General features: G+C 45.9%; 12 protein-coding genes. 3 read left to right on the top strand and 9 right to left on the bottom strand.

Features of this window, described 5'->3' with window-relative positions; all coding sequences use genetic code 11:
* Positions 1–29 precede the first annotated feature (29 nt).
* Together DXX93_RS17275 and DXX93_RS17285 are read right to left on the bottom strand one after the other, a co-directional pair.
* Positions 30–1,454: a hypothetical protein gene (locus DXX93_RS17275; RefSeq protein WP_181902251.1), complete on the bottom strand. Its 1,425-nt coding sequence runs from the start codon at positions 1,452–1,454 to the stop codon at positions 30–32.
* Positions 1,455–1,765: 311 nt separating this feature from the next.
* Positions 1,766–2,017: a hypothetical protein gene (locus DXX93_RS17285; protein ID WP_116009196.1), complete on the bottom strand. Its 252-nt coding sequence runs from the start codon at positions 2,015–2,017 to the stop codon at positions 1,766–1,768.
* Between DXX93_RS17285 and DXX93_RS20820 the strand changes: the two genes are divergently transcribed.
* Together DXX93_RS20820 and DXX93_RS17290 are read left to right on the top strand one after the other, a co-directional pair.
* On the top strand, positions 2,017–2,163 hold the full coding sequence (locus DXX93_RS20820; RefSeq protein ID WP_181902252.1) for a hypothetical protein: 147 nt from the start codon (positions 2,017–2,019) through the stop codon (positions 2,161–2,163). The two genes, DXX93_RS17285 and DXX93_RS20820, sit on opposite strands and share 1 nt — an antisense overlap.
* 88 nt (positions 2,164–2,251) lie before the next feature.
* Positions 2,252–3,259, top strand: coding sequence for an NADP-dependent oxidoreductase (locus DXX93_RS17290; RefSeq protein WP_116009197.1), 1,008 nt, complete (start codon positions 2,252–2,254; stop codon positions 3,257–3,259).
* A gap of 223 nt (positions 3,260–3,482) precedes the next feature.
* On the opposite strand, the gene DXX93_RS17295 is transcribed toward DXX93_RS17290, so the two are convergent.
* Together DXX93_RS17295 and DXX93_RS17300 are read right to left on the bottom strand one after the other, a co-directional pair.
* Complete coding sequence (locus DXX93_RS17295; RefSeq protein ID WP_116009198.1) at positions 3,483–4,766, bottom strand: OmpA family protein; 1,284 nt, start codon at positions 4,764–4,766, stop codon at positions 3,483–3,485.
* 3 nt (positions 4,767–4,769) lie between these two features.
* Positions 4,770–13,097, bottom strand: a complete 8,328-nt coding sequence (locus DXX93_RS17300) for an Ig-like domain-containing protein (RefSeq protein WP_116009199.1) — start codon at positions 13,095–13,097, stop codon at positions 4,770–4,772.
* A gap of 543 nt (positions 13,098–13,640) precedes the next feature.
* Here DXX93_RS17300 and DXX93_RS17305 point away from each other — a divergent pair.
* Positions 13,641–14,666, top strand: coding sequence for an alpha/beta hydrolase family protein (locus tag DXX93_RS17305; RefSeq protein ID WP_116009200.1), 1,026 nt, complete (start codon positions 13,641–13,643; stop codon positions 14,664–14,666).
* Between the two features lie 83 nt (positions 14,667–14,749).
* On the opposite strand, the gene metH is transcribed toward DXX93_RS17305, so the two are convergent.
* From metH to DXX93_RS17330, 5 genes are all read right to left on the bottom strand, one after another.
* Positions 14,750–18,466 carry a methionine synthase gene (gene metH, locus DXX93_RS17310; protein WP_220347579.1) on the bottom strand — a complete coding sequence of 1,239 codons (3,717 nt, stop codon included), beginning with the start codon at positions 18,464–18,466 and terminating at the stop codon, positions 14,750–14,752.
* Position 18,467: 1 nt separating this feature from the next.
* Positions 18,468–19,421, bottom strand: coding sequence for a homoserine O-acetyltransferase MetA (gene metA, locus DXX93_RS17315; protein ID WP_116009202.1), 954 nt, complete (start codon positions 19,419–19,421; stop codon positions 18,468–18,470).
* A gap of 168 nt (positions 19,422–19,589) precedes the next feature.
* Positions 19,590–20,660, bottom strand: a complete 1,071-nt coding sequence (locus tag DXX93_RS17320) for a trypsin-like peptidase domain-containing protein (RefSeq protein WP_220347580.1) — start codon at positions 20,658–20,660, stop codon at positions 19,590–19,592.
* Positions 20,661–20,785: 125 nt separating this feature from the next.
* The gene (locus tag DXX93_RS17325; protein WP_181902253.1) at positions 20,786–21,910 is read right to left on the bottom strand and encodes an efflux RND transporter periplasmic adaptor subunit; all 1,125 of its coding nucleotides are present in this window, start codon (positions 21,908–21,910) and stop codon (positions 20,786–20,788) included.
* 39 nt (positions 21,911–21,949) lie between these two features.
* A complete protein-coding gene (locus DXX93_RS17330; protein ID WP_116009204.1) occupies positions 21,950–25,072 on the bottom strand; it encodes an efflux RND transporter permease subunit in 3,123 nt (1,040 codons plus the stop codon).
* Between the last annotated feature and the right edge of the window lie 222 nt (positions 25,073–25,294).

The raw sequence follows: 25,294 nt of genomic DNA on the forward strand, positions 1-25,294 counted from the left end.
AAAAGTACGTTAGCTGAAATTCAGCCTGCTCAGCGGTTTGAGATAAGTACTCTATTTTTACCTTGCCCCACACTAATGGTGTCACCAACGTTTAAGGTGTAATCAACATCATTTAACGGTGGAGATGCATCCAGTAGCACAACGTTAGGGGTTGTCTCTGTTGAGACATCAACTTTGACCAAACGCAACAAGTAACCTTGCTTGTTCGCCTGCAGGCTATGGCTAGCATCCGCCAGTTCAATATCCCCGTTAAGGCTTTGGCCGTAGTTGCTGTTGTCAGGCGTTGCCAAGGTAATATAAGTCAAAATTTGCTCGTACCCAGTAATACCAGTCGACTGCTCTAACAAGGCTTTGAGCACTTGGCCATTAGCCAGCTGCACTTTTTGTGTTTGATAAACCGAAACCGCATCAAGATTAACCCCCAATAGCTCTTTAGCAGAAGGTGACAGCATCAACGAACAATCCGCATTGCCCATAACCGAAAAACAGTCGCCATAGGAGAGGGTATCGCCAACTGTTGGCGAGTAGGCTAAATCATCGCGCACTCTGGTTGAGAATGCTTCTGTTTGATGAACATCAACCCCTTCATCATGAGCTTGGTAACCCAACGCATGGATAAATTCATGTGCAAAAATGCGATCAAAGCGCGAAATTTTTAGGCTATCAGCCAAGTAAGGATTGTGGGGGTAAGGAAACCCTTGAGTTTCAGGATCTGTTGGCGCATTGAAAAAGACGAGCTCTTGTTTCAGCCCTTCAATTGCCGCTAATTTCGGCCAAATGGGTGTTTCACCAGTGCCCGCTCCCCAGAAAGAGCCCGATGTATTTTCGCTGTTAAAACTCGTTCTCAACACCACAATATCGGCGCGATTCAACATTTCGATATTGGCACTGTCTTTTATCCACGCTGACTGAACAAGGGCATTTGACTCAGGATAGTTACCGCTATTTGCGTTGTAGGCCAGCATCTCTTGGCTCGATTGGGCAGACTCATACTGAGCGTAACTGACTTGATAGCTGTTAGTGACCTGATTATATGCCAACACCTCTTTGACCAAATCAAAAGATGCGTCAATTTCATCTTGGCGCAATGCTCGCTGATCTGTGGTATGCGAGTGCAACATTAACACATTTATTGTTCGACCAATGCTGATGCTGGAGTTCGGTTTTAAAGTCGGTTGTGATGACTGTCCATTGCCAGAGTCTGAGCCATTACCAGCACCTGAATTATCACCAGCACCAGAATTATCGCCAGCACCTGAATTATCACCAGCACCTGAATTATCACCAGCACCTGAGCTATCACCGTTGCCCGAATTCCCGCTACTGCTAGAGCTACCGCCTGAACTAGCGCCGCTATTATCCGAGCCAGCAGAAGGGTCTGGCGCACTCGTATTTGTCGAGGCACTGCCAGAATCACCGCTACCACCGCCACAACTAACGACGCTAAGCGCCATTAGCGATACTAAAAACAACTATTTATACATCAAACACCTCGTTGCTACTGCCATTTTAAAACACTGCTTATCTCGCAAGTGTCACTGAGTAAATTTTGCTTTTGGATAACTTCACTCTAATTTAGTCAAGCATTGTTACAAGCCATACAGACAAAACATAAATATTAAACAAACTAACGCTTGGATGTTGTGTTAACTCATTCACAATTGATAACCATCAAACAAAGGCTAAATTCAACCCGCTTAAACCGCACGCAAAATACACAGCTAAGCCCTATCAAATGATATAAACATAAGTAACAAATACGGGATTATTTAAACCACACCTTGCCGCCAATCATTTTATACGCAGGTGTGCCACGAATCAGCGTTTCACGGGCAAACACTTGCTGACAATTAGGGCACTGACAAGGCGCATGAGTGAAGTCTTTGGTAATACGCTCTTTAAAGCATTTTACCAACGCCCCTTTACCGCCTTTTTTATACTGAAATAAGGCGCTATTACACTTACTGCAATAAATATCGACAGACTTTTCCGGTAGCTTTTTACGAGGTTTAGCCATTGACAAGCAAAGATAACGAAGAACAAAACAAGGATTTTACGCGAGCTAATTTACGAGCGCTATCATTCACAGCAAAAGCGAGCGAGCTGGCAATCAATAACTGGCAAAAACAGCCTGTCGTTATTCAAAAATTGTATTACCGTTAATAGATTACCTGATAACCCGTTACTGGCATGATGGTTATAATGGAACAACAAATTATTATTAGCAGCTAAGCATAAAAGGTAGAGTGTGATGCAAAATCGCCAAATCGTATTATCAACACGCCCTGATGGTATCCCGGGCCCAGAGCACTTTTCAGCAAAAACCGCCGAGCTAGAGTTAACACTGGCTGAGGGGCAAATTGCCGTTAAAAATATTTACCTATCGATTGACCCAGCAATGCGCGGTTGGGTATCACTAGAGCCAAACTATTTACCACCGGTGCAAATTGATGAAGTCATGCGTTCAATTTGTGTCGGTGAAATTGTCGATTCGAAACACCCTGATTATGCCAAAGGCGACACGGTTTACGGCATTTTCGGTTGGCAAGAATACTGTGTGTGCGAACCTAACCCTATGGTACGCAAAATAAACCCAGATCTCGCACCAATTTCAAGTGCACTGGGCGCACTAGGACCAAATGGTTTAACTGCCTACTTGGTGCTTAATGAGCTGGGTAAAATTGAAGCGGATGAAACCGTATTAATTTCAACTGCCGCTGGTGGCGTAGGTAGTATCGCTGGTCAAATTGCCAAAATTAAAGGCTGTAAAGTCATTGGTTTAACGGGTAGCGACGACAAAGTTGAGATGTGCGTTGATGAATTTGGCTACGATCACGCGCTTAACTACAAGACTACCGAAAACTTAGAAAAAGCCATTGCTGAGCTTGCGCCAGAAGGCATCAACGTATTTTTTGATAACACCTCTGGCGCTATCGCCGATGCCGTATACCCTAACCTAGCGATGAACGCTCGTGCGCTACAAGTCGGCACCGCTGCCGTTGAAAGCTGGGAGCCAGAAACACCATTAGGCCCACGCCGCGATCGCCATATCTTAACTAAGCGCTTAACCGTAATGGGCTTTGTCTTGATTGATCACACCGCTAAAGCGCCAGCCGCATTGCAGCAACTTGCCCAGTGGTACACGCAAGGCGAATTAAAATATCGCGAAAATATCACGGAAGGGTTGGAAAATGCGCCGCAAGCACTCGCCGACTTATACAAAGGCGTAAATACAGGTAAGCAATTGATTAAAATCTAGCACCTTGACCAAATTAAGTCAGTGAGCGCTAGAGTGAGCCAACGCTGGCTAGATAAAATATCTAGCTAGCAACTCAAGGCTGCCGGATCGCTATGCGTGTTAGGCTTTTTTATCGTGAGCAAATATGAGCTAACGTGAGCTGAGAAGTTTTGAGTAACAAAAAGGGCGCTTAAAGTTTTCTTTAAGCGCCCTTTTATTAATCTACAGCTTATCTAAGTATTCGCTATTTTTTTACAGGTAATAGCAATTCTTCTTTTAAGCTCAATTCAATACGACGATTGAGCTGATGAGCTTGCTCATTATTCGACGTATCAAGTAAATCACTCTCACCTTTGCCCTGCGTGTTAATAATTTCAGGTTTGATCTGATATTGCTCGACCAGTATTTTAGCAAGTGATTGTGCTCGTTGCTCTGATAAGGTTTGATTGTAAGCCTTACTGCCGGGTGCTGACGTATGACCCGTAACGGTTAAGCTATTGACCCGATACTTATTCACAAATTCTGCTAATTCAGCAATTTTTTCAAAATAGCTGGGGGCGATTTCAGCACTGTCATTGGCATAGCGTACTACTAAGTTAAAGCTGGCTTGTTGCGGCTGCATTAAGGTGCAACCGTCACTATCAACCTGATAGCGGCTATCACTTTGCGCGCACTTATCTATATGATCGAACACGCCATCATTGTCAGTATCTTGCTCTAGCACTTTTACTGGCTGTGGTTGTTTTAATAGTGTCGATTGCGAATTTACTGAGTTAGTCGAGTTTTTGTCCTCGTTAACCACTGGCTCAGATTTTTGCTTCACAGTATGAGTCTTGCCACCACCAAAGTAGTAACGTATACCCAAGTTGAATACCTCATTGTCGTCACGACTTAGGTTGACCTGAGAAAAGCCTAAATAGGCTTGCCAATTGTTTGCTACGCGATAGTTAAGCTCAACGCCATACCAGATATCTTGATCTGACACACTGTCTTGCCCCACACCCTGTCCTGATTCACGCGTTTGATAGTCACCACGCCAATCAAAATACCCCAGCTTACCCGATACTTTAAAGCGCTCTGACAATGGATACGACGCCACGACATTAATGGTGCCACCTTCCGCAGATTGTGGGTAGATATGCTCGACATTATCGTAAAATGCATCAAGGTCAGCCGTTTGCCCGGTAAAATCAACGCTGCGATCACCCAAATCTAGATAACCAAGCTCAATGGCGAAGTAAGTATTAAATTGATAGCCGATAAATGCTGACCAAGCATTGCCTTGATCATCAACATCGACCACATCAGCATCAAGCTGAGATTGTTCGAAAAATCGCTCAACGTCGCTGCGACCCACATCCGTTTTGGCAATACCAACATCTGCGCCAAGGTACCAACCAAGTTGATTGTCACATTGTTGATAATGAGCGTCTTGCGAATCACATTGGCTGCTATCAGCCATCACATGACTACTGGCCATTACGCCCGCTGATAAAATGCTGGCGGTTATCAGGTTATACTTCTTCATTACTTATCCTTTTGCTTGCCACTTTAAGCGCGCGGTTAATAGTACAAGCAGCAATAACATCCATAGGTTAACACTACCGCCACCTTTGGTTTGTGCCTGAATTTGTGTTAATGGCACAACCTTGATTTGCCATTGCCCTTGGCTTTGATTACCCACTGTGTCCTCAACGATATAATTAATCAGCACTGCCCCAGAGAAATTGGCCGCAGGGGTGAAACTTGCCTGACCATTGCTGTTGAAGTTCACTTGGCCTTGCTCAGCATTTACTTCAACACGCACTAGCGTTAGCGTATCGCCTTCTGGGTCGGTGTCATTTTCAAGCAAGTTAATGGTAAGTTCTTCACCTTGGTTCATCTCACTTTGCTCACCACTTACTTGTGGCGCATTGTTTGGAATAATGCTGAGTGTCACTTCGGCTTGTGCCGTACCGCCTTGGCTATCAGTAATACCATAGATAATGACCACATCACCGTTATAGTTTGGCGGTGGAGTAAAGTGCAGCTGCTCATCAACAATGGACACTTCACCTATGTTCGCCGTTGCTGAGCTGATTGTTAGCACATCACCATCGGCATCGCTGTCATTGGCCAGCACATCAAGTGTGATTTCTGAATTAACCAGTAAGGTTTCGCTATCGTCCTCAGCAACCGGGAGCTGGTTAGCTGTTTTCAATACGCCGACGTAGCCTGGATCAACAACAGTGCCATTAGCTTCACCGTCATCATCGTTAACCCCACCATCTTCAATCACCATTTGCACACACCAGTGACCCGGCGTTAAACCCGGTGTCCAAACACTGTTGTTGTCAACCGCAGGCGGCGGACAGTAGCCCGGCTCACCAGCTGTAGACCACAAGCTGTTGTTGGCATCTTCAATAAAGTTATGCCAACCTTGCGCCAAATTAAATTTACGATAGACAGGATTTTCCGGCACAGGGTTACGCTGCGGCATAACGATTGCGTAACTGCTGCCCTGAACAGGCAAACCATAGGCAATATAATCAAAGATACCGCCAATATTAGTGGCTTCGGTATCTTGAGTCAGCTGGTCACCTTCGTTAGCCACATCGTTATCTGTGATTTGAGCACCACCGGTTTCCCCCATTAAAGTGAACTCACCACGGCGCAAACAAACGCCGGCTTGCCCTTCGACTAAGTAAGCATTGGTAACAATTGCTTGCTCAGGTAAGACATTACACTCTGGTGTTGCATCCAGATAATCTGCAATACCGTCGGCATCACTATCACCAAAGCCCTCCTGATTATCAGGGATCAAATCGCCATCAGTATCCGCGTCAGTTAGCTCTGGTAGTTGACCGACTAACTCAATATAAACAAAAGAGCTAGCAGACTTAGCTGGTACGCCATTATCGGTAACTTCGACATCAATACGATACAGTCCAGCGGCAAGCTGTGTGGGATCAAAGCTAAAAATGTCGGGGTTAGTACTAGTGTTGGTAACACTTGCATCGTTTATCTGCCATTGGTAGCTGTGTTCATCAGCGACATTTGCGTCGGTAACACTGGTGCGAATAACGACTTCACCACCATCGGCGGTAATCAACAAACGTTCTTGTGCTTGCTGACTAACATTAAGTGTAACTTGCGGAGCGATGTTACCGTCACTGATCGTGATGGTATGAGTAGATTTATCACCTAAATTGACACTCGAATCTAAGCTTACCACCAGTGTTTCGTCGCCTTCGCTGTTGCCGTCTTCGGTAATTTTTACCGCTATAGAGGCATCCGTACCTTGCTCGATAACCAGCTCACCTGACACGAGATTATGATCGTCACTATTGGCAGTACCACTGACGGTGTATGGCACAACCATAGGATACACAGGAGCATTGCCGTTTAAGTGAACACCAATAGTTAAACTCTGCCCCTCACTGGTAATTTGATCTTTAGCAAGTGAAACAAGCGGTAAAACACAGACTTTCTGCACGGCAATACGTGTATTGCCCTCGCTATCGGTTGCCTGCCAAGCGGCTTCATTTAAACCCGGCGGGAAAAGTGAAATACCGTCAACAAGCGATACGGGAACTGTATTACCAAAGCGGTCAACCGCTGATGCTTGCCCTAGTTCAACACGCGTATACAGAGCGTTAGCATTAACCGTAAACTCGCCACACAAGTCTTGCGGTAAAGTGATTTCAGGTGCGAGGGTGTTGTCAAAATCAACCAATACTTGAGCTGATGCTGTATTGCCTGCACTATCTTCAATGCTGTAGTTAACTACAAGCAAACCGCTCACCCCTTGGTAAGGTGTAAACTGCACTTGCTGATTGACGACTTGAGTGTTACCAAAATCAGACGAAGCGCTGACAACTGATAATTCATCATTCTCAGGATCTGAATCATTTGCTAAAACATCAATTGTTGTCGTGTTAATAGTGCTGATCGTAACACTATCATCAACGGCAATCGGCGCTTTGTTAACCGGCTTTTCACTCACGGTCACCTTAACGCTGGCCGAGGCTGAGCCTCCTTTGCCATCACTAATGCTATAGGCGATAGTGTCTTCACCATGGAATGATTGTTCTGGTGTATAGTTCAATGCGCCATTGGCCAGAATAACGACATGACCATGGTTGGCAGCAGCACTGCTGACGACTAATTCATCGCCATCAATATCACTATCATTAGCAAGTACATTGACTGGGTTATCAATACTGTTTTGCTCAACCGTCACACTGTCATCTAATGCCTGCGGTGCATTATTAGCAGCATTTACAGTAATTGAAACCCTCGCTTGATCAGAAGCGAGCTGGCCATCATTCACGGTAAAGGTAAAGCTGTCTTCGCCAATATAATCTTGGTTTGGTTGATAAGTTAACGTGGCACCACTGCCCGTTAAAGTACCATTGGTTGGTGGGGTTGCCACTAGGTAAGTTAGACTGTCACCATCGACGTCACTGCCTGTAAGCGTAATCGACTCACGGGTATTTTCAGTAAGCTCAACGCTTTGTCCTTGAGCCGTTGGGGCATCATTAACATTGCTTACTTCAATAGTAACAGTCGCTGGCGCAGAGTCATTGTTGCCATCATTGGCGACAAAGGTGAAATTATCGGTACCGAAAAAGTCTTTTACTGGCGTATAGGTAATATTCGCGCCACTGCCAGAGACAGTGCCATTGGCTGGCCCTGTTTGCACACTAAAGGTTAAGCTATCGCCGTCGACATCATTACCCGTTAGCGTAATAGGTACAGCCGTTTCTTCAACCGTGCTTAACCGCTGACGATTAGCCGTTGGCGCATCACTTACACCAGCAACCGTCACAGTAATGGTGCCAGAATTTGTCGCGCCACGACCATCACTAATGGTGTAGCTAATGCTCGCTCGCCCAGAAAAGTCACCGTTAGGTGTATAGCTGATTTTGTTATTCACAATCGCAGCGCGGCCATTACTGGCTGATGCTAAGGTAATGGTTAGGGTGTCACCATTGGCATCCGTATCGTTGTTTAGCGCATCAATTTCGTTATTTGCACTGTCTTCAACCACTGTCGCCACGTCATTATTGGCAACCGGTGCAATGTTTTCTTGTAACGCAAAGTTGTAAACCGCTTTGTCGGTAAGCGTCAGCTTATGCGGGTTTTCGTTGATGTTAAAGTAATCGCTATTATAGCTAGCGGATAAGGTTTCACTGCCCCCGGTTAAATTGGTGAAAGTGTAATTACCTGCGCCATCGGTTTTGGTAGAGCCAGTATCAGCACCAGAGATAGAGACTGTCGCGCCAGACAAACCTGCCTCGCCGCTATCTTGCACACCATTGCCGTTCGCATCGCTAAACACCACGCCAGAGATAGAGCCGAGCTGAACAAAGCCAAAATTGACACTCGCACTTGGCGTTTTACCCTGAGACAGTTTCGTCGTCGCAGCAAAACCAGTTGGCACCGCCGCTGAAACCGTTTTTTCAGTCGCCGTTAGGAACGCATACTTAAAACTACCGTCAATAGTGGTGTCTACAGGATTACCATCATCGAGTTTAACCTCAACATCACCTAGGCCCTGTTCATTGCTATTAAGGCTGCCATCACCATTCAGATCATTAAACGCGATCCCTGAGATGACGCCATCAGGGCGCAAACCAAACCCTTGAGTTGCCGCATTAGAACCTGTCAGGGTGATCTCTTTTTTAACCCCTGTGGTTGCACTAAAACCGTCGGGCGCAGTAATTGCAAGGTCATATTTGCCAACCACAACATTGGCAAACTCATAACGACCATCATCGCCAGTGTGTGTAAACAGTCCATTTGATAACTCGACTAAGACACCAGAGACACCGGCTTCATTAGCCCCTTGTTCTCCATTGGCATCGTAATCAATGAAGACTGTGCCTGAAACTGAGTTAGTGGCGACAAAGGCAAAATTAGCGGTGTTCGATTGACCTTGTAAGATAGTAACTTTTTGAATGTCAGCACTGGCATGAACAAAGTTATTTGGCTTGGCACTAGCAACGTCATAAGTGCCAGCCGTAACATTGTTAAATTGATATCGCCCACCTGGGCCTGTTGTTATTGGTGCGCCATTGTTGAGCGTGATCTTGATGCCAGACAGGCCAAGCTCTTCAAGGTCTTGAACTTTATTGCCATTCAAATCTTCGAAGGCAACACCTGAAATCACCGATTGTTTGATATCGGCAAAGTTGGCAACAGCGGCGCCGCCAACGCCAACACTGGTGGTACGCTCGTTACTGGTAATACTGTTAAAACCAACAGGATCAGATTCTTTAACAATATACGACTTGTTCGCCGCAACACTAAAGCTGTAGGCACCTAACTCATCAGTAGTTTTGCTTTCAAGCGGATTTTTAGCGCCTCGCTCCGTGATACTAACAGATACGCCCACCAGCGGGTCTTCGCCAGTATCTTGAATACCATTGCCGTTTGCATCATCAAAAACACGACCGGAAATTGTCCCTTTAAGCATATCGGCAAAGTCTTTCTTTACTTGGCGACCACTTAACAAGTTAACTTCCACTAAATTGTCAGAGACACTGCTGTAGGCACTATCATCAATTTGCTCTACATAGTACAAGCCGCCATTTAACTGCTCAAAGCTATAGAAACCGCCATCAATAGTCGTTGTCGTGGCGATTATCCGCTTTTGGTTATTAACGAAGTTAATTAGGTTAACCGTAACGTCTTTAATGCCCGGTTCATCATCGGCATCACGGCGTTTGTTACCGTCGATGTCGTTATAAACGGTGCCGATAATCGACGCTTTCGAAAATATCGCAAAGTCGTTATTGGCTGCAGTGTTACCACCCGCTAGCGCGACTTTGTTTAATGGATTCGGGCCAACCAGAGTAAAGCCGCTTGGCAATTCAATACGGGCAATATAGTTATTATCTGTCAGCGCACTAAACTGGTAATTACCATCACCATCTGTATTGATTTCATTGGCGCTATCAAGCTTAACTTTAACACCAGCAACACCTGGCTCACCGCGGTCACGGCTACCATTTCGATTGAGATCGTTATACACAGCGCCGGTAAAGGTATTGTTAGCGCTGCCGCTGACGACAACTAATGGCGTTGCGTCTGGGCGTGTTCCGCCAGGGTTGTCTGACAAAATTTCCGGCCCACCTAAGTAACGTGCAACACCAGTTAATTTGGCTTGGTTATAATAAGTGCCACCTAAATTAGCAGGGATTTTGACTTTTACCGTGACCACAAGCTGACTGACCGGAGCCAATTCAATATTATCGATAGTCAGTGATGCGCCACCAGCGTAACTATTTATCGTTGGGCTATTCGCTGCACCAGTAATGGTTAAAGAGTCAGCAACAAAAGTACGACCATCAGATAAACTGTCAGCAAAATTAAACGATAAGTTATTACCTAGCGGCTCGGTAGAAGGTAAACCGTTGTCTATGGTGTAAGTGTGCGTAACTTCTTGCAATGGCGAAGTACTAGCAGGCGAAATAGTGTGCTCGAGAATTGGCGAGCCTGCACACGATGCACCATCGTTAATCGACGTTGGCATGCCTTTAGATACATGATTGGCAACCGGATTGTTAAAATCATCTACACGGAAAATATTACCGGTTTGGTTTGATGAGAAGAAGAAACGACCAGCGGCGTCAAACCATGCAGAGCCATAGCCAGAAGATGGCAAGTTTTTAATCACTTGCGAAGTCACTTCGTAAGTTGTTGTGTCCAACTTATATAAACGATTGTTTTGCGCACCATATAAATGGCCATCGCGCACATTAAAGGCAAAATCAGGCGGCGCAAAGTAACCATGCAACCAGTGTGTGGTTGCCGTCATGGTTTCTAGGTTAATACGATGTAACCGTCGATTAGTCGCAATGTAGTATGTGCCTTTGAGGTCAAAATCACCGCGAATATAGTGGCTACGAGGTAAACCAGTCACTGCCCCCATATTACGGACATTACCAGACGCCTCAATTCGTAGAATTTCATTACTACGTGAGTTTCGCGTCGCGTAGTAGTAACCATCTTGATAGTTAAAACCAATCGAGTTAATCAGTTGCTTGCCGCGAAACCCTGCGGGGGCAACATCGTTAAACGCAAACGGCGTTTTGGTGGTGTCTAGGTGGAATAAAGTGTCACGCTGAGAAATAAAGTAATCACCGTCACACTGGAATGATTGGGGGTATTCGATAAAGTAGTTCGCTAGACCATTACCTGAGTCATCGTCAATATTGCCGTTATCATCAAGCGCGTCTGGCACACCGTCGTTATCAGTGTCTTGATAATCTTGCTGATCAAACGGATCTGTCCCTTGGCTTGTTTCCACGCTGTTGGCAACACCGTCTTTGTCACTGTCTTGCTGAACAGTAACCGTAACGGCAATAGAATCGCTCGCTGCTGGGCTACCGTCGTCGGTCACCACTACATTAACTTGGTATTGATTGTTACTGTCGCTATCACTGGGAGACGAAAACGAGGGCACAGATTTAAAGGTTAACAAGCCAGCCTTATTGATAGTAAAAACGCTAGCATCGGTACCTGTCACGGAAAAAGTTAGGCTGTCATTCTCAGCATCTGTGGCGTTGTAGTCGGCCACTTGCGTTTGACTTTCCAACAAGCTTTTCGCATTAACACCGGAAATTACAGGGTCATCATTTACCGCGCTAATCACGATATTCGCTGGACTTGAGATCTGTGCAGCGTTTTTATCAGTTGCAGTAATGGCCAGCGTTCGCGTGGTGGTATTAATGTTGTCATTGTTATTTTCATAACGCAGCTTTTGTGCGAGCGTTTGAATGTTAGCAGCGGTTAATACTGGCGCTGGATTTTTGCGAGCAATACGGTACGAGTCCATAAACAACTGTGCACCAGCCGAGGTCCCACCACTATAGTCATAGGTACCGGCAACAAAAACAAAGCGATATGTTCCTGCTTGAGCAATAGTAGCGGATGCAGTTTGCCAATTTGTTGCATTGGTGTTTTGACCAGTTTGGTTAAGTAATATTTGGAATTTATTAGCATCATTAACATCGATAATATAGCCGTAGACATCATAAGCATCCTGGCCACCTTTGGCACGCCAATCAAATGCTATGGTATCGCCCGCCTCAACGGTGACTAGGCTATTACTATAAATTGCTGGGCCACGCACAATATCGCAGCCCACTTGTGTGGATACATTGGTGCTGCTCAATTGCGCGGCGGCGCCTTCTGAGCCAGCGCGGATTTCCGCAGTCGTCAACTGGACACTTAAAGTGCCTAAACTATTGGGGGTATTTTTATCTTGGTTTCTCGGCCCAATATTAGAACAACTGTCGTCCCCCGTCGTTGGGTATACTGTATCGAGTGGTACCACTTGCCCCGCAATCACCGTTTGACCAGTAATCACTTGCGATAACACATTCGTCCAGCCTTGAATACTGGTATCACCATTACTGCCAACCTCGTAGTTGGCATTTTCAAAGCCAGCAGAAAAATTCACTTGCAGCGATTTGCCACTGTCACCATTATTTGTGCTATCAACACTACCCACAGGAATCGCGGTGCTGCCATCACCAAGAAAAACTTGATTGCCAACCACCGACAGCTCACCACTAGTGGTCGATGTGTTGGCATCTGCGGCTAAGGTTAATTTATCATGAGCGGTGCTATTGGAAATTGTTGTTGCCAATGAGCCACCTGAATAATCACTGCCCGTAAAGGCAGCAAAATTGTGATCAATCGCGATTTTGCCTTGATTTTCGGTGTAACTATTATCAACGGTTGCGGCAAACGCAGCACTGCTCGACAGAGCAGAAATCAATACCCCTAAACCTAGCTTGCGAGCGCGATCTGGCAGGGCATAGTTTAAAAGAAAAGTATGCAAAAACGGGGGGCTGCTTTTTGGCATGTTACTACTTATCCAATTGAAAACATTAAAGAAGCAAAGTCTAAATGTAATACTTTGTAAAAAATATGTGAAAAAACGCACCCATTCTACAGGGTTTGGATATTAAATAAACGGATTTATACGACTGAAATTAATAAAAAACAGCTACTTGCTAGTTTTTTGATCAATATCAATAAAACACTTTAAAGTTGTTATTCGTGATCTATGGTTAAAGCATCTAAAAAGTAAATAACAAAGCGAGGTTTGCATCTAGCAGCAAGATTATGGCTTGCTAAGTAACTTAGTCTAAAAAATGCAAGAAAATCGTCTCAACACCTAATAGCAAGTGAAGACAAAATAGCTTGGTTTCTACTCGTTAACTAGCCCCACTTTTTTCACGCCAAATGCCTATGGTATTGCCTTTAAACAATTAGCGAAGAAGTCCCTTTTTAAGCACCTTTACCGATTGTTAAAAATTAAATAATACTTTACCAGGCAAATATTTACAGGTAGTTTTGGGCTGAATTTCTGTCCCAACAGCCACTTTTTTCAAAGGAATGAATTATGTTTCACACATTTCTCAATAGTCGATGGCAAGTTATCCTAATGATTGCCCTTAATTTAACGCTCCCTTTTAGCGCAAATGCTGCGATAACCCAAAGTAAAGACTGCTTTCGCGGCCCATTCGCCAGTTATCAACAATGGATTGATATGCTGTCTGCAAAGAAGAATTTTGACTTAACCAAGTTTCAGCTGGATTTCCCGCAAGAGAGATACGATAGAAACAAAGCAACGCTGGATTGTAAAAGCTTTCTATATCAAGTGGATGACTTAAATATAGAAGGCTACTACCTCGCCCCTAAGAATTCCAGTAAGCCACTCCCTGTCGTTGTTTTTAACCGCGGTGGTAACGGTCCATACGGCTATGTGACGTTCGGTAAAAAGATGAAGCTAATTGCCGACATCGCCGCCCAAGGCTATTTAGTGATTGGTAGCCAATACCGTGGCAGCAGTAGCGGGCGAATTAAAAACAATGGCTGGGATGAATTTGGTGGTGCCGATGTGCAAGATGTTATTGAACTCATCGACATCGCTAGCACTTTACCTAACGCGAATGCCGAGAAAATTGCCTTAGTTGGCTGGAGCCGAGGGGTAATGCAAAGCTATCTTGTCGCCAAAGCCATAGCGGCAAACCGCTCAAACACTCACGATTTACCTAACATTAGCGCCATTGTTGCTATTTCAGGGGTAACAGATGAAAACAAAGCACTTGCTTGGCGGCCTCAGATGGAAAAAATGTACCATAAGCGCGTGCCTAACTTTGAGGAAAATAGAGCGCAAGTGCTCACTTCCCGTTCAGCAAGTAAATGGGTAGAGAAATTGCCAAAGGAGACGGCTTACTTGCTGCTGCACGGTGAAAACGATAAACGAGTCAATGTTGAGCAGTCGATAGACTTTCAGCAACAATTGGATAAGCATGGTCTAACGAATAAACTAGTCGTTTACCCTCAAGGTAATCATGCCCTGGCAAAGCATCGAAAAGAAATGACTGGTGAGGTGAGTAGCTGGTTAGCGACTTATTTAAAATAAGTCGCTCGTTTAACGGTGAACTATCTCGCTAAGAGCCAGTTGTTTTTCTCTAGCTAATCACTAACTGGCTCAATCAAAACAAACTAATCCGGATCATAGTCCAAATTAGCCGCCAACCAGCGCTCAGCTTGCTCTAAGGTAAACCCTTTGCGCGCAGCGTAGTCGAGCACTTGGTCTTTATTCACTTTCGCGACCGCAAAGTATTTTGAGTCAGGGTGCGCAAAGTACCAGCCACTTACCGCAGCGCCCGGCCACATGGCATAGCTAGACGTTAGCTCCATGCCGATGTTGTTTTCCACATCCAATAATTCCCACAGTAAGCCTTTCTCAGTGTGTTCAGGGCAAGCTGGGTAACCGGGTGCAGGGCGAATACCTTGGTATTGCTCGCGAATTAGCGCTTCGTTATCAAAGGCTTCATCAGGTGCGTAACCCCAATATTCCTTGCGCACTTTTTCATGTAGGTACTCGGCAGACGCTTCCGCTAAACGATCGGCAACCGCTTTAAGCAAAATGCTGTTATAAGTGTCGTGCTCAGCGTCATACGCTTTGACCAATTCATCCGCACCAAAACCAGCTGATACCGCAAAGGCGCCTACATAATCTTCCACCTCTTTTCCGTTGGCTGTTGCGCCTTTTGGTGCAACAAAGTCTGATAAACAGCGGTTATATTGCCCGTCAGGCTTTTTACCTTGTTGGCGCAGCTGGTGAATTCGCATCAAACGCTGACCTGATTGCTGACTTTGTGAATCAGTAAATAACTCAATATCATCACCCACGCTATGCGCAGGAAATAAACCAATGACAGCGCTGGCTTTGAGTTTATTGTTATTAATAACATCGTCAATCATGGCATTGGCATCGTTAAACAGCTTAGTCGCCTCTTCGCCAATCAGCTCATGTTCCAGGATTTTTGGATACTTGCCAGAAAGTTGCCACGTCATAAAAAATGGCGTCCAATCGATATAATTGCGCACCTCATTAAGGTCTAGCTCATCAATGACCGTGACACCAAGCTGCTTAGGTTTGACTGGCGTATAGTTGTCAAAGCTAATCGGTGTTGGATTCGCACGCGCGTCTTCTAGCGAAATCAGTGACGACCGTGGGCCTTTTTTATTGTGGCGCTCACGCACTTTTACGTATTCGGCTTTTTGCTTAGCGACAAAATCATCTCGTTGCTCGTCAGATAACAAGGTACTCACCACAGACACCGAACGTGACGCATTAGGCACATAGACCACAGGGTGCTCGTATTGTGGCTCAATTTTTACCGCCGTATGCGCTTTAGAAGTCGTAGCACCACCAATTAGTAATGGCAGTTCAAAGCCTTGACGCTGCATTTCTTTGGCAACATGGACCATTTCATCAAGCGATGGCGTGATAAGCCCTGATAAGCCAATCACATCAACGTTTTCTTCACGAGCAACCCGTAAAATTTCTTCACATGGCACCATTACGCCAAGGTCAATAATTTCGTAGTTGTTACATTGCAGTACCACGCCAACAATGTTTTTGCCGATATCGTGCACATCACCTTTTACCGTTGCCAGTAGCACTTTACCGTTAGAGCTGGCTTCGGTTTTTTCCGCTTCGATAAACGGCTGTAAATGGGCTACTGCTTGCTTCATTACGCGTGCAGATTTAACCACTTGCGGTAAGAACATTTCGCCCGCGCCAAATAAGTCACCGACCACATTCATACCATCCATTAACGGCCCTTCGATAACTTCTAACGGCCGACTGGCAGCAAGGCGCGCTTCTTCGGTGTCTTCAACAATAAACTCGTTAATACCTTTAACGAGTGCATGTTCAAGGCGCTTGTTCACAGGCAATTCGCGCCACGCTAAATCAACTTTACTGGCCGTGCCGCCCGCTTGACCACGATATTCTTCGGCAACTTCCAGCAAGCGTTCGGTGGCGCCATCGTCGCTGTTAAGCACAACATCTTCAACCGCGACTTTGAGCTTTTCCGGTAAGTCAGAATAAATGGCCAGTTGCCCAGCGTTAACAATACCCATATCCATGCCATTCTTAATGGCGTAATACAGGAATACCGCGTGAATGGCTTCACGCACTGGGTTGTTACCACGGAATGAGAAAGACACATTGGATACACCACCAGAGACCATGGCATACGGCAGGTTTTCTTTGATGTCTTTCACTGCTTCGATAAAGTCGACACCATAGTTGTTGTGCTCATCGATACCTGTGGCAACGGCGAAAATGTTCGGGTCAAAAATAATGTCTTCCGCAGGGAAACCAATTTCGTCTACGAGAATATGATAAGCGCGTTGACAGATTTCAAACTTGCGCTCGCGCGTATCTGCCTGCCCCACTTCGTCAAACGCCATAACAATCACTGCCGCGCCATAGCGTCTAAGCAGCTCAGCTTGCTTGCGGAAGATTTCTTCGCCTTCTTTTAAGCTGATGGAGTTAACAATCCCCTTACCTTGGATACACTGCAAGCCGGCTTCAAGAATGTCCCATTTACTGGAGTCCAGCATAATCGGCACTTTCGCGATATCTGGCTCACCAGCAATCAAATTCAAAAAGCGCACCATCGCCGCTTTTGAATCCAACATGCCTTCATCCATATTGATATCGATAATTTGAGCGCCATTTTCCACTTGTTGTAGCGCAACCGCGATTGCTTGGTCGTAATTTTCTTCGGTGATCAAGCGGCGGAAAATCGCTGAGCCCGTCACGTTAGTGCGCTCACCCACATTAACGAACAGGGTTTCTTTTTCGATGGTCAGCGGCTCTAAGCCGGATAAGCGACACGCTTTTGCACGTGCTTCGATTTTGCGCGGGGCGATATTGGCAACGGTTTCTGCCATACCGCGAATATGCTCAGGTGTGGTACCACAGCAACCACCAATAATGTTTAAAAAGCCCGACTGTGCCCACTCTTGTACATGCTCGTCCATGTCTTCAACCGAGAAATCGTACTCACCAAAAGCATTTGGCAAGCCCGCATTGGGGTGAGCAGAGACGGCGACATCAGAAATACGACTCATTTCTTCCACGTATTGGCGCAGTTCAACAGGCCCAAGCGCACAGTTAAGGCCAAAAGAAATCGGTTTAGCGTGGCGAAGTGAATTGTAAAATGCTTCAGTTGTTTGACCAGAAAGTGTGCGACCGGAAGCATCGGTAATGGTGCCGGAAATCATAATCGGCAGCTTAATACCGCGTTCTGCAAATACGGTTTCGACCGCAAAAATCGCCGCTTTGGCGTTTAGGGTATCGAAAATGGTTTCAATGAGAATAATATCTGAACCACCGTCAATAAGCGCTTGGGTGGATTCTTTGTAAGCGGTGACGAGTTCGTTAAAGGTGATATTGCGAAACGCTGGGTCATTAACATCAGGGGAGATTGAACAGGTGCGGTTGGTTGGCCCTAACACACCGGCAACAAAACGCGGTTTATGCGGTGTTTTTTTGGTGTATTCATCCGCCGCAGCGCGCGCCAGTTTAGCGGCTTCAAGGTTAATTTCAGCACTTAACGCTTCCATGTCATAATCGGCCATGGCAATCGTCGTAGCGTTGAAGGTATTGGTTTCCAAAATATCAGCGCCCGCTTCAAGGTACTCGCAGTGGATCGCCTTAATCGTCTCTGGCTGAGTCAGCACCAATAAATCGTTATTGCCTTGAATATCACAGTGCCACTCCTTGAAACGCTCACCGCGAAAATCACTTTCGCTAAATTTGCGGTTTTGGATCATGGTCCCCATACCGCCGTCGAGAATTAAAATACGCTCGTTAAGGGCCTGCTGAAGTTGTTGAAACGATGCTAACTGCTGCACGTTACTCTCCTGTGATTGATGTCTGAATATGCTCAGCATCTAATTGGTAAGGGGTGATTTGGTAAACATAGTAGTTGATCCAGTTGTTAAACAACAGGCTACCATGGCTGCGCCATTTGCTGGCAGGCGGTTTTTCTAAGGCAGAGTCTGGATTGTTATCGCGATAGTAATTTACCGGTATATCAGGTATATCCCCACCTGATAAGTCGCGACGATACTCATCATCCAGTGTCGTAGGATCGTACTCAGGGTGACCGGTGACAAACACTTGTCGCTTATCTTCACTGGCAGTTAGATAAACCCCTGCCTCTGGCGACTGCGCCAAAATATTTAAGCTTTCAACCGACTGATAATCTTGTGGCAATACTTCACCGTAGCGCGAATGCGGCACCCAAAACTCATCATCAAAACCACGGGTGAGTTTTTCATGGGGGCGTAATCTGTCGTGGCGATAAACGCCGGAAAGCTTGGCATTTCTTAGCTGACGCTCTAAGCCATAATGATGATACAAAGCGGCATGGGCAGCCCAGCACAAGAACATGGTCGACACTACGTTATTTTGCGCCCAATCGAAGACTTCTTGAATTTTGTTCCAGTAGCTGACTTCTTTGTAATTCATTAAGCCAAGCGGCGCGCCCGTAATGATCATGCCATCGTATTGCTTGTCTTTGACATCATCAAACAAACGATAAAACGACTCTAAATGCGACGTTGGTGTGTTCTTCGACGGATTTTTGTGAATGCGCAATAGATCAATGTTAATTTGCAGCGGCGTGTTCGACAACATGCGCAGAATTTGCACTTCCGTTTCAATTTTGTTCGGCATTAGGTTGAGGATCGCCATTTCCATTGGGCGAATATCTTGATTGGCGGCGCGATGCTCCGACATCACAAAGATATCTTCGTTACCGAGAATTTTTAAGGCAGGTAACTGATCGGGAATTTTAATTGGCATAACTGACCCACAAGACACAAGCGAACATTGAGCTAGTCAATGTGCCTTGGATCTTTGGCTATGTCAACATCTAAACGTTTAGACGTCTAAACTTGAAGTTATAAGCTTATACCGTACGTTACTTACTCACAGAAAATGGCAGCCTGTTTTGCTAACTCGTTATCTAGCTTAACTGCCTATATTACGAAACTCTGCAATTTTAACAGGAAGCTGAATAGCTTTATTGTCGCGATAAAGGCTAACCATGATGGTTTGTCCTGGGCGAGTTTCAGCAACAATGTCTAAGGCTTGTTCAACACCGGTAATTTCAACATCGTCGAATTGGTAAACCAAGTCACCAACCTTTAATCCTGCGCGCTGCGCTGGGCTGTTAGGGTTAACCGCAGTAATAGTAAAGCCTTTGGTGTGTGACGGCAGTTGCTCGGTGTTTACGCCAAGCCAACCGCGGGTTACGCGACCATGCTCAATAATTTTCTGCATCACGCGATGTGCTAGTTTATAAGGCACAGCAAAGAAAATACCTTGCACATTCAGCTGCGAGTTACGTTGTGTAAACTTACGTGAATTAATCCCCACTAGCTCACCGTTAGTGTTGACTAAAGCACCGCCTGAGTTACCTTCATTAATCGCCGCATCCATCTGTAAAAACTGTAAGTAGCTGGTACTGCTCAGGCCATTGCGCCCCGTGGCACTGATAATGCCTTGCGTCACGGTTTGCCCTAAATTTAACGGGTTTCCTATCGCCAATACTACATCACCAGAGAGCGATTCTAAGTCGCTACGTTGCGGGATCACAGGCAAATTAACAGCATCGACTTTAAGCACCGCTAAATCAGTAAAAATATCAAAACCAATTAACACGGCATCATAACGTTGCCCGGTTTGTAGCCACACAGAGACCAAATCGGCATTTTGTACGACATGATAGTTTGTCAAAATATAGCCGTTTGGGTCCATGATCACGCCTGAACCTAAACGTGTGGTATTGGCGACATTTCGGGAATAGCGTCTTGATTGTGCGTGATCAGTCGAATAGATGTTTACTACCGCTGGCGCTGCTCTGCTGACAGCTTTAGCGTAAGACAAAGGTGCAGTTTCTTCTTTCTCGCCATTTAAAAAGGCCGAGTCAGCCAATTGCATGCGCAAATCTGGTACCAACAAGATCAAGATAACGGCAGCAAGTACGCCGTAGCTGGCCGATTGGACGATATATTTAAGTAAGGCGATGAATTTTGACAAAATTTGAGATCTGAAAGAGCTAAACCAATTATTATTATGGCTTAACTCTATCACATTAATATCAGGAGTTTATAGACTGTTGATAACTTGATTGTTAGAGCTGACAGCTATCCACGGTTAAAATTTTACTGAATAATCACGGCTTGTCCGTCTTGTAATCGTTCAGCACCGCGAATCGCCACTCTATCGCCATTGAGCAAATCGCCAGTGACCGAGACGCGCTCAAATGTGCCCTTACCCACTTTCACCGGTAAGCGTACCGCTTTATTATCAGCGTCCACTTTTACCACATAAGTGCCATCTTTACGCAGAATAAGCGCATCGCGATGCACGGTTAGCGTTGGCTGTGCTTTTTGTGTCGGGACTGTAACTTTCACCAATTGCCCTGCCGCCCACTGGCTGTTTAAGTGACTGGGAATTTCGATGCGCACTTCAAATGTTTGCGACCTAGGGTCGGCACTGGGAATGACTGCGGTAATGGCGGCGCTCATTGTTTGCTGATCATTGGCTAGTGTAAGCTCGTTACCTAAGCGCAAAAATGCTAAATACTTGACCGGAATAAACACTCTTGCCTCTAAGTGTTCAGTGTCGAGAAACTTGCTTAACACATCGCTGCGATTAACATCTGTACCCGCTAATACCATGCGTTCAGTGACCACGCCATCGTATGGCGCTATCACAGTAGCTCGTGAGATTTGATCGTCAATTTGCTCTAGCTGTAATTGCGCAATTTCGATATCTGCCTCAGCCAGTTCAAACTGAGAGCGCGTTTGATCGAGTTGAAATTGCGAAGTGGCATTGGTTTTACGCAAGGTTTCAAGGCGCTTAACTTCGTTGGCATAGTAGTCGCGATTAACTTTGGCGCGTTTTAATTGCGCAACATGCTCTGCCCGACTCAGTTTTAATGGCAACATATCCATTTTCACTAATTCGCCACCAGCACGCACAAAACTGCCCGGTGCCGCTACCCAGTCTACGCGTCCACTCACCCCCGCAGTGATAGGTACGTGCATTTTACTGTGAATGGTGCCCATTAGCTCGGCGGTTGCCGCCAGTGACATACTCGTTACCGTATCCACTTTGACGGCACTGGCAGGCGCTTCATTTGCCGCCGCGCTATGAATACTTGCACTGCCCAACACTAAGCCAGCTGCGAAAAGTGATAGCTGGCAAAGCTTGCTCAATTGGCGAAGACTAAAGTGGCGATTGATTAGCTGGCGAGTGTTTAATTTGCGAAGGCTTTGCTGCATAAATTTTGTGCTACTTGTTGTTATCAACATCATAAACTCCTAACGATTGCTGATTTTAAGTGATGGCTCAGGGTAAAGTTGCTCGACATTGTCGTGGCTGTGGTCTACGGCGTTGTCATCGTCTTCATGGAAACGCAGCAACGCCGGGAACAGCACAAGCGTAAACAAGGCACTAACCAACATACCACCGACAATCACTGTCGCTAAACCGCGATAGATTTCACTGCCAACACCTGGCATTAACATCAAAGGCAACATGCCAAATAAACTGGTTAAGGTACTCATGTACACCGGTCTTGCTCTCACCCTCACCGCCTGTGCCACAGCATGTTGGCGCGCAAGCCCTTGGCGCTCCGCTTGGCGGGTTTGATCCACCAGCAATATCGCATTGTTCACCACTAAACCAAGCAAAATAATAAACCCTATCATGGTCAGTAAATCCAACGACTGATACGTGACGAGATTAAGGCCATTGAGCGCCAACACCCCGCCAGCAACCGCTAATGGCATCACCAATAACACCAATAAACTGTCTTTGGCTGATTTAAATAAAGCAGTCATCAATAAGAATAAAATCACTAAGGCCAGCACAAAATTTTGCACCATATCGACTATCGCTGCGGCCATTTTATTGGCATTGCCGCTCAGTAAAATGCTCGAATCACTGGGTAAATCGGCCTGCATGGCGGGCACCACTTTACTGTTGAGAATAATAAGTGCCTCTTCAAGTGACATATCCGCGGGTGGGGACACTTGAATACTGATTGTGCGCTTGCCATCGACTCGGCGTAATTGCGTTGGCCCAGCGGTACGTTCAATATCGGTTAGCTCCCCCAGTGTTTGAATACCGGCAAAGGGTGAAAATACTGGTAGCGCCGCGAGTTCATCCGGTGTTTGCCATTGATCCGCACGTAAAATCACATTAACGCGATCATTGCCATCAAAATACTCATTGATAAACAAACCACTGGTAAAGGCTCGCACGGCATTAGCCACATCGTGACGGGTTAATCCTGCTTGCGTGATCCGTTGGTCATTCGGCGTGAGTTTTAACTCAGGCTCAGCCAAGCTCAGGCTCGGCATAGGAAACGCTGTGGTATTGGCCATTTCTTGGTTAATGGTAGCAATACCCACTTGTGCAACGGCCATCAGTGCTTCGATATCTGGCCCAGAAATATCAATATCGACCGTTCGACCATTACCGCCGCCAGAGACGTTGATCATTGATCCTCTGAATAAAAATGCCTGAGTATCAGGTAAGCCTTTGAATATTTCATTGCGGACAATGTCCATCAACTCTTCAACGCGCGTTGGGTCGTCAGCATAAATAAAGCCCCCCGTATTGGCAGAGCCATTGGAATAAAAGTTATAGCTTTTGATTTTAGGCTGCTGTTCACCCGCCAAATAAGGTGCTAAGCGATCTTTAATAAGTGCCGCCATTTCGTTTTCAACAAAATCCACATTGCCACCGGGCGGCATGTTTAACGAGTAGAAGAAGCCGTCAATCGGCGCGCGCGGCATAAAGTCGGTTTTTGGCAGCATAGTTGCGCTAATAAACAGTGAGCCACCTAATAAAACACTCACCCAAGTGTAGCGTTTCAGGCGCGAATCGGTCAGGCTCATCACCAAGTTCGTTAGTTTTTGCCAATAGCGGTCATAAGGATCTGTTTCTTTAATATTTTTAAGCCAATATTTGCTGGCAATGGGCAGTACAGTGATCGCCGAGACCAGTGAAGCAATAACCGCAATCGACAAGGTTAGCGCTAAGTCTGAAAACAGCTGTCCTTCAATGCCCTTCATAAATAAAATAGGTAAGAAAATCGCGACGCTCGTCGCGGTTGAGGCAAACAAAGCCCCCGTGACTTGCATTGCGCCGCGCATTACCGCTTTATGATTATCTAACCCGTTGGCGCGCATGCGCACGATATTTTCTTGCACGATAATCGCGGCATCGAGCACTAGCCCCACCGAAAACGCTAAGCCTGCCAATGAGATCACGTTTAAGCTGCGATCAAATAAGTTAAGTGCGACAAACGACACTAATAATGAAATTGGAATGGTAGTGGCGATAATTAGGGTATTGCGCATACCACGTAGGAACAACCACAAAATAATAAGCGCCAACAATACCCCTAACCCAAGGTTACTTTTCACTAAGGTTAATGCATTGCGAATATGCACCGAGGAATCAAAACTCAGATCTATAGTTAGGCCAGCAGCGCGCATTGGCCCTTCGTTTAGCTCTTTTATCGCGACATTAATTTCATCTAGCAATGCCACGGTATTCGCGTCATTTTGACGGGTTAACGTAAAGTAGTAAGCCGGTTGACCGCTGCGCAGGCTGAAGCCATTGCGATCAACCAAAGTGTTTTCTACGGTGGCAATATCTTTGAGATAAATGGGGCGATCACCGCTGTAGCCAACAATCATTTCGGTGAGGTTATCAACACTGTATTTGCCCGCAAAACGCACCGTATATTGACGACGGCCAACATCGGCGGTTCCTGCCGAGATGTCGTTGGCACGGGCAATGGTTGCGCTAATATCGCCGATAGGTAACCCCAGTGATGCGGCGCGCAGTGGGTCAAACGTAATGCGTAATTCCCGTGGCCGATGGCTGGCTAAATTGACTTGTGCTAGCCCTGGAATACGGGCAAAACGTGGCTTCACAACATCTTCAATCAGCTTTTGGTATTGCCCTAAATCGCGATTGGGGTTATCCGGTAAGGTTTTAATTAATAATGATGCGGTTTGCGGCCCGCCACGCCCTCCCCCAGCTGATACCACAGGTTCAATCGCATCAAGCGGCAGTGGTGGCGCTTGGTTAAGATTGTTGATCACCTCCAGCATCGCCTTTTGCATATCGGCGCCGACATCGAAGGTTAGGGTAATATTACCTGAGCCGCGTTGAATAAAGGTGGTGACTTTGGTCACCCCTTGCGTGTTTTTAACCGCATTTTCCAGCGGCTCGATGATCACCGACTCCATCTCTTCCGGCGCGGCACTGCGCCAGCCAGTAAAAATAGAAATCTGCGGTTGTTCGATATCAGGGGTGAGTTGAATCGGCAGCTTGGTCACACTCAGCAGACCAAATACCATAATTAACGCAGCAACAACGATAATTGCAGCGGGATTTTTTAAGGCAGCACGGGTTAAATTCATGGCAGGCTCTAGTTTTCGTTATCGCCGCACAGGGTAACCAATCTCTGCTTGCGACGGGAGCCCGATAAGTTTAACGCGATAATTTATGCGATAAAATGACAAAGCGTAACAAGTCGTTACAACTCATCCCATACTCTGTGTTTACAGCGCATAAAAAAAGGCAGCCTAGGCTGCCTCAGTGCTTATCGAAACCAAAACCGAAATCAACATCGACATCGACAT

The organism is Thalassotalea euphylliae (genome assembly GCF_003390335.1).
Classification (GTDB): domain Bacteria; phylum Pseudomonadota; class Gammaproteobacteria; order Enterobacterales; family Alteromonadaceae; genus Thalassotalea_F; species Thalassotalea_F euphylliae_B.

Excerpts from the sequence above, each read along its gene's own strand:
- DXX93_RS17305 (WP_116009200.1), top strand. The coding sequence starts at position 13,641 with ATGTTTCACACATTTCTCAATAGTCGATGGCAAGTTATCCTAATGATT.
- DXX93_RS17290 (WP_116009197.1), top strand. The coding sequence starts at position 2,252 with ATGCAAAATCGCCAAATCGTATTATCAACACGCCCTGATGGTATCCCG.
- DXX93_RS17295 (WP_116009198.1), bottom strand. The coding sequence starts at position 4,766 with ATGAAGAAGTATAACCTGATAACCGCCAGCATTTTATCAGCGGGCGTA.
- DXX93_RS17325 (WP_181902253.1), bottom strand. The coding sequence starts at position 21,910 with ATGCAGCAAAGCCTTCGCAAATTAAACACTCGCCAGCTAATCAATCGC.
- DXX93_RS17330 (WP_116009204.1), bottom strand. The coding sequence starts at position 25,072 with ATGAATTTAACCCGTGCTGCCTTAAAAAATCCCGCTGCAATTATCGTT.
- DXX93_RS17275 (WP_181902251.1), bottom strand. The coding sequence starts at position 1,454 with ATGGCGCTTAGCGTCGTTAGTTGTGGCGGTGGTAGCGGTGATTCTGGC.
- DXX93_RS17285 (WP_116009196.1), bottom strand. The coding sequence starts at position 2,017 with ATGGCTAAACCTCGTAAAAAGCTACCGGAAAAGTCTGTCGATATTTAT.
- DXX93_RS17300 (WP_116009199.1), bottom strand. The coding sequence starts at position 13,097 with ATGCCAAAAAGCAGCCCCCCGTTTTTGCATACTTTTCTTTTAAACTAT.
- metA (WP_116009202.1), bottom strand. The coding sequence starts at position 19,421 with ATGCCAATTAAAATTCCCGATCAGTTACCTGCCTTAAAAATTCTCGGT.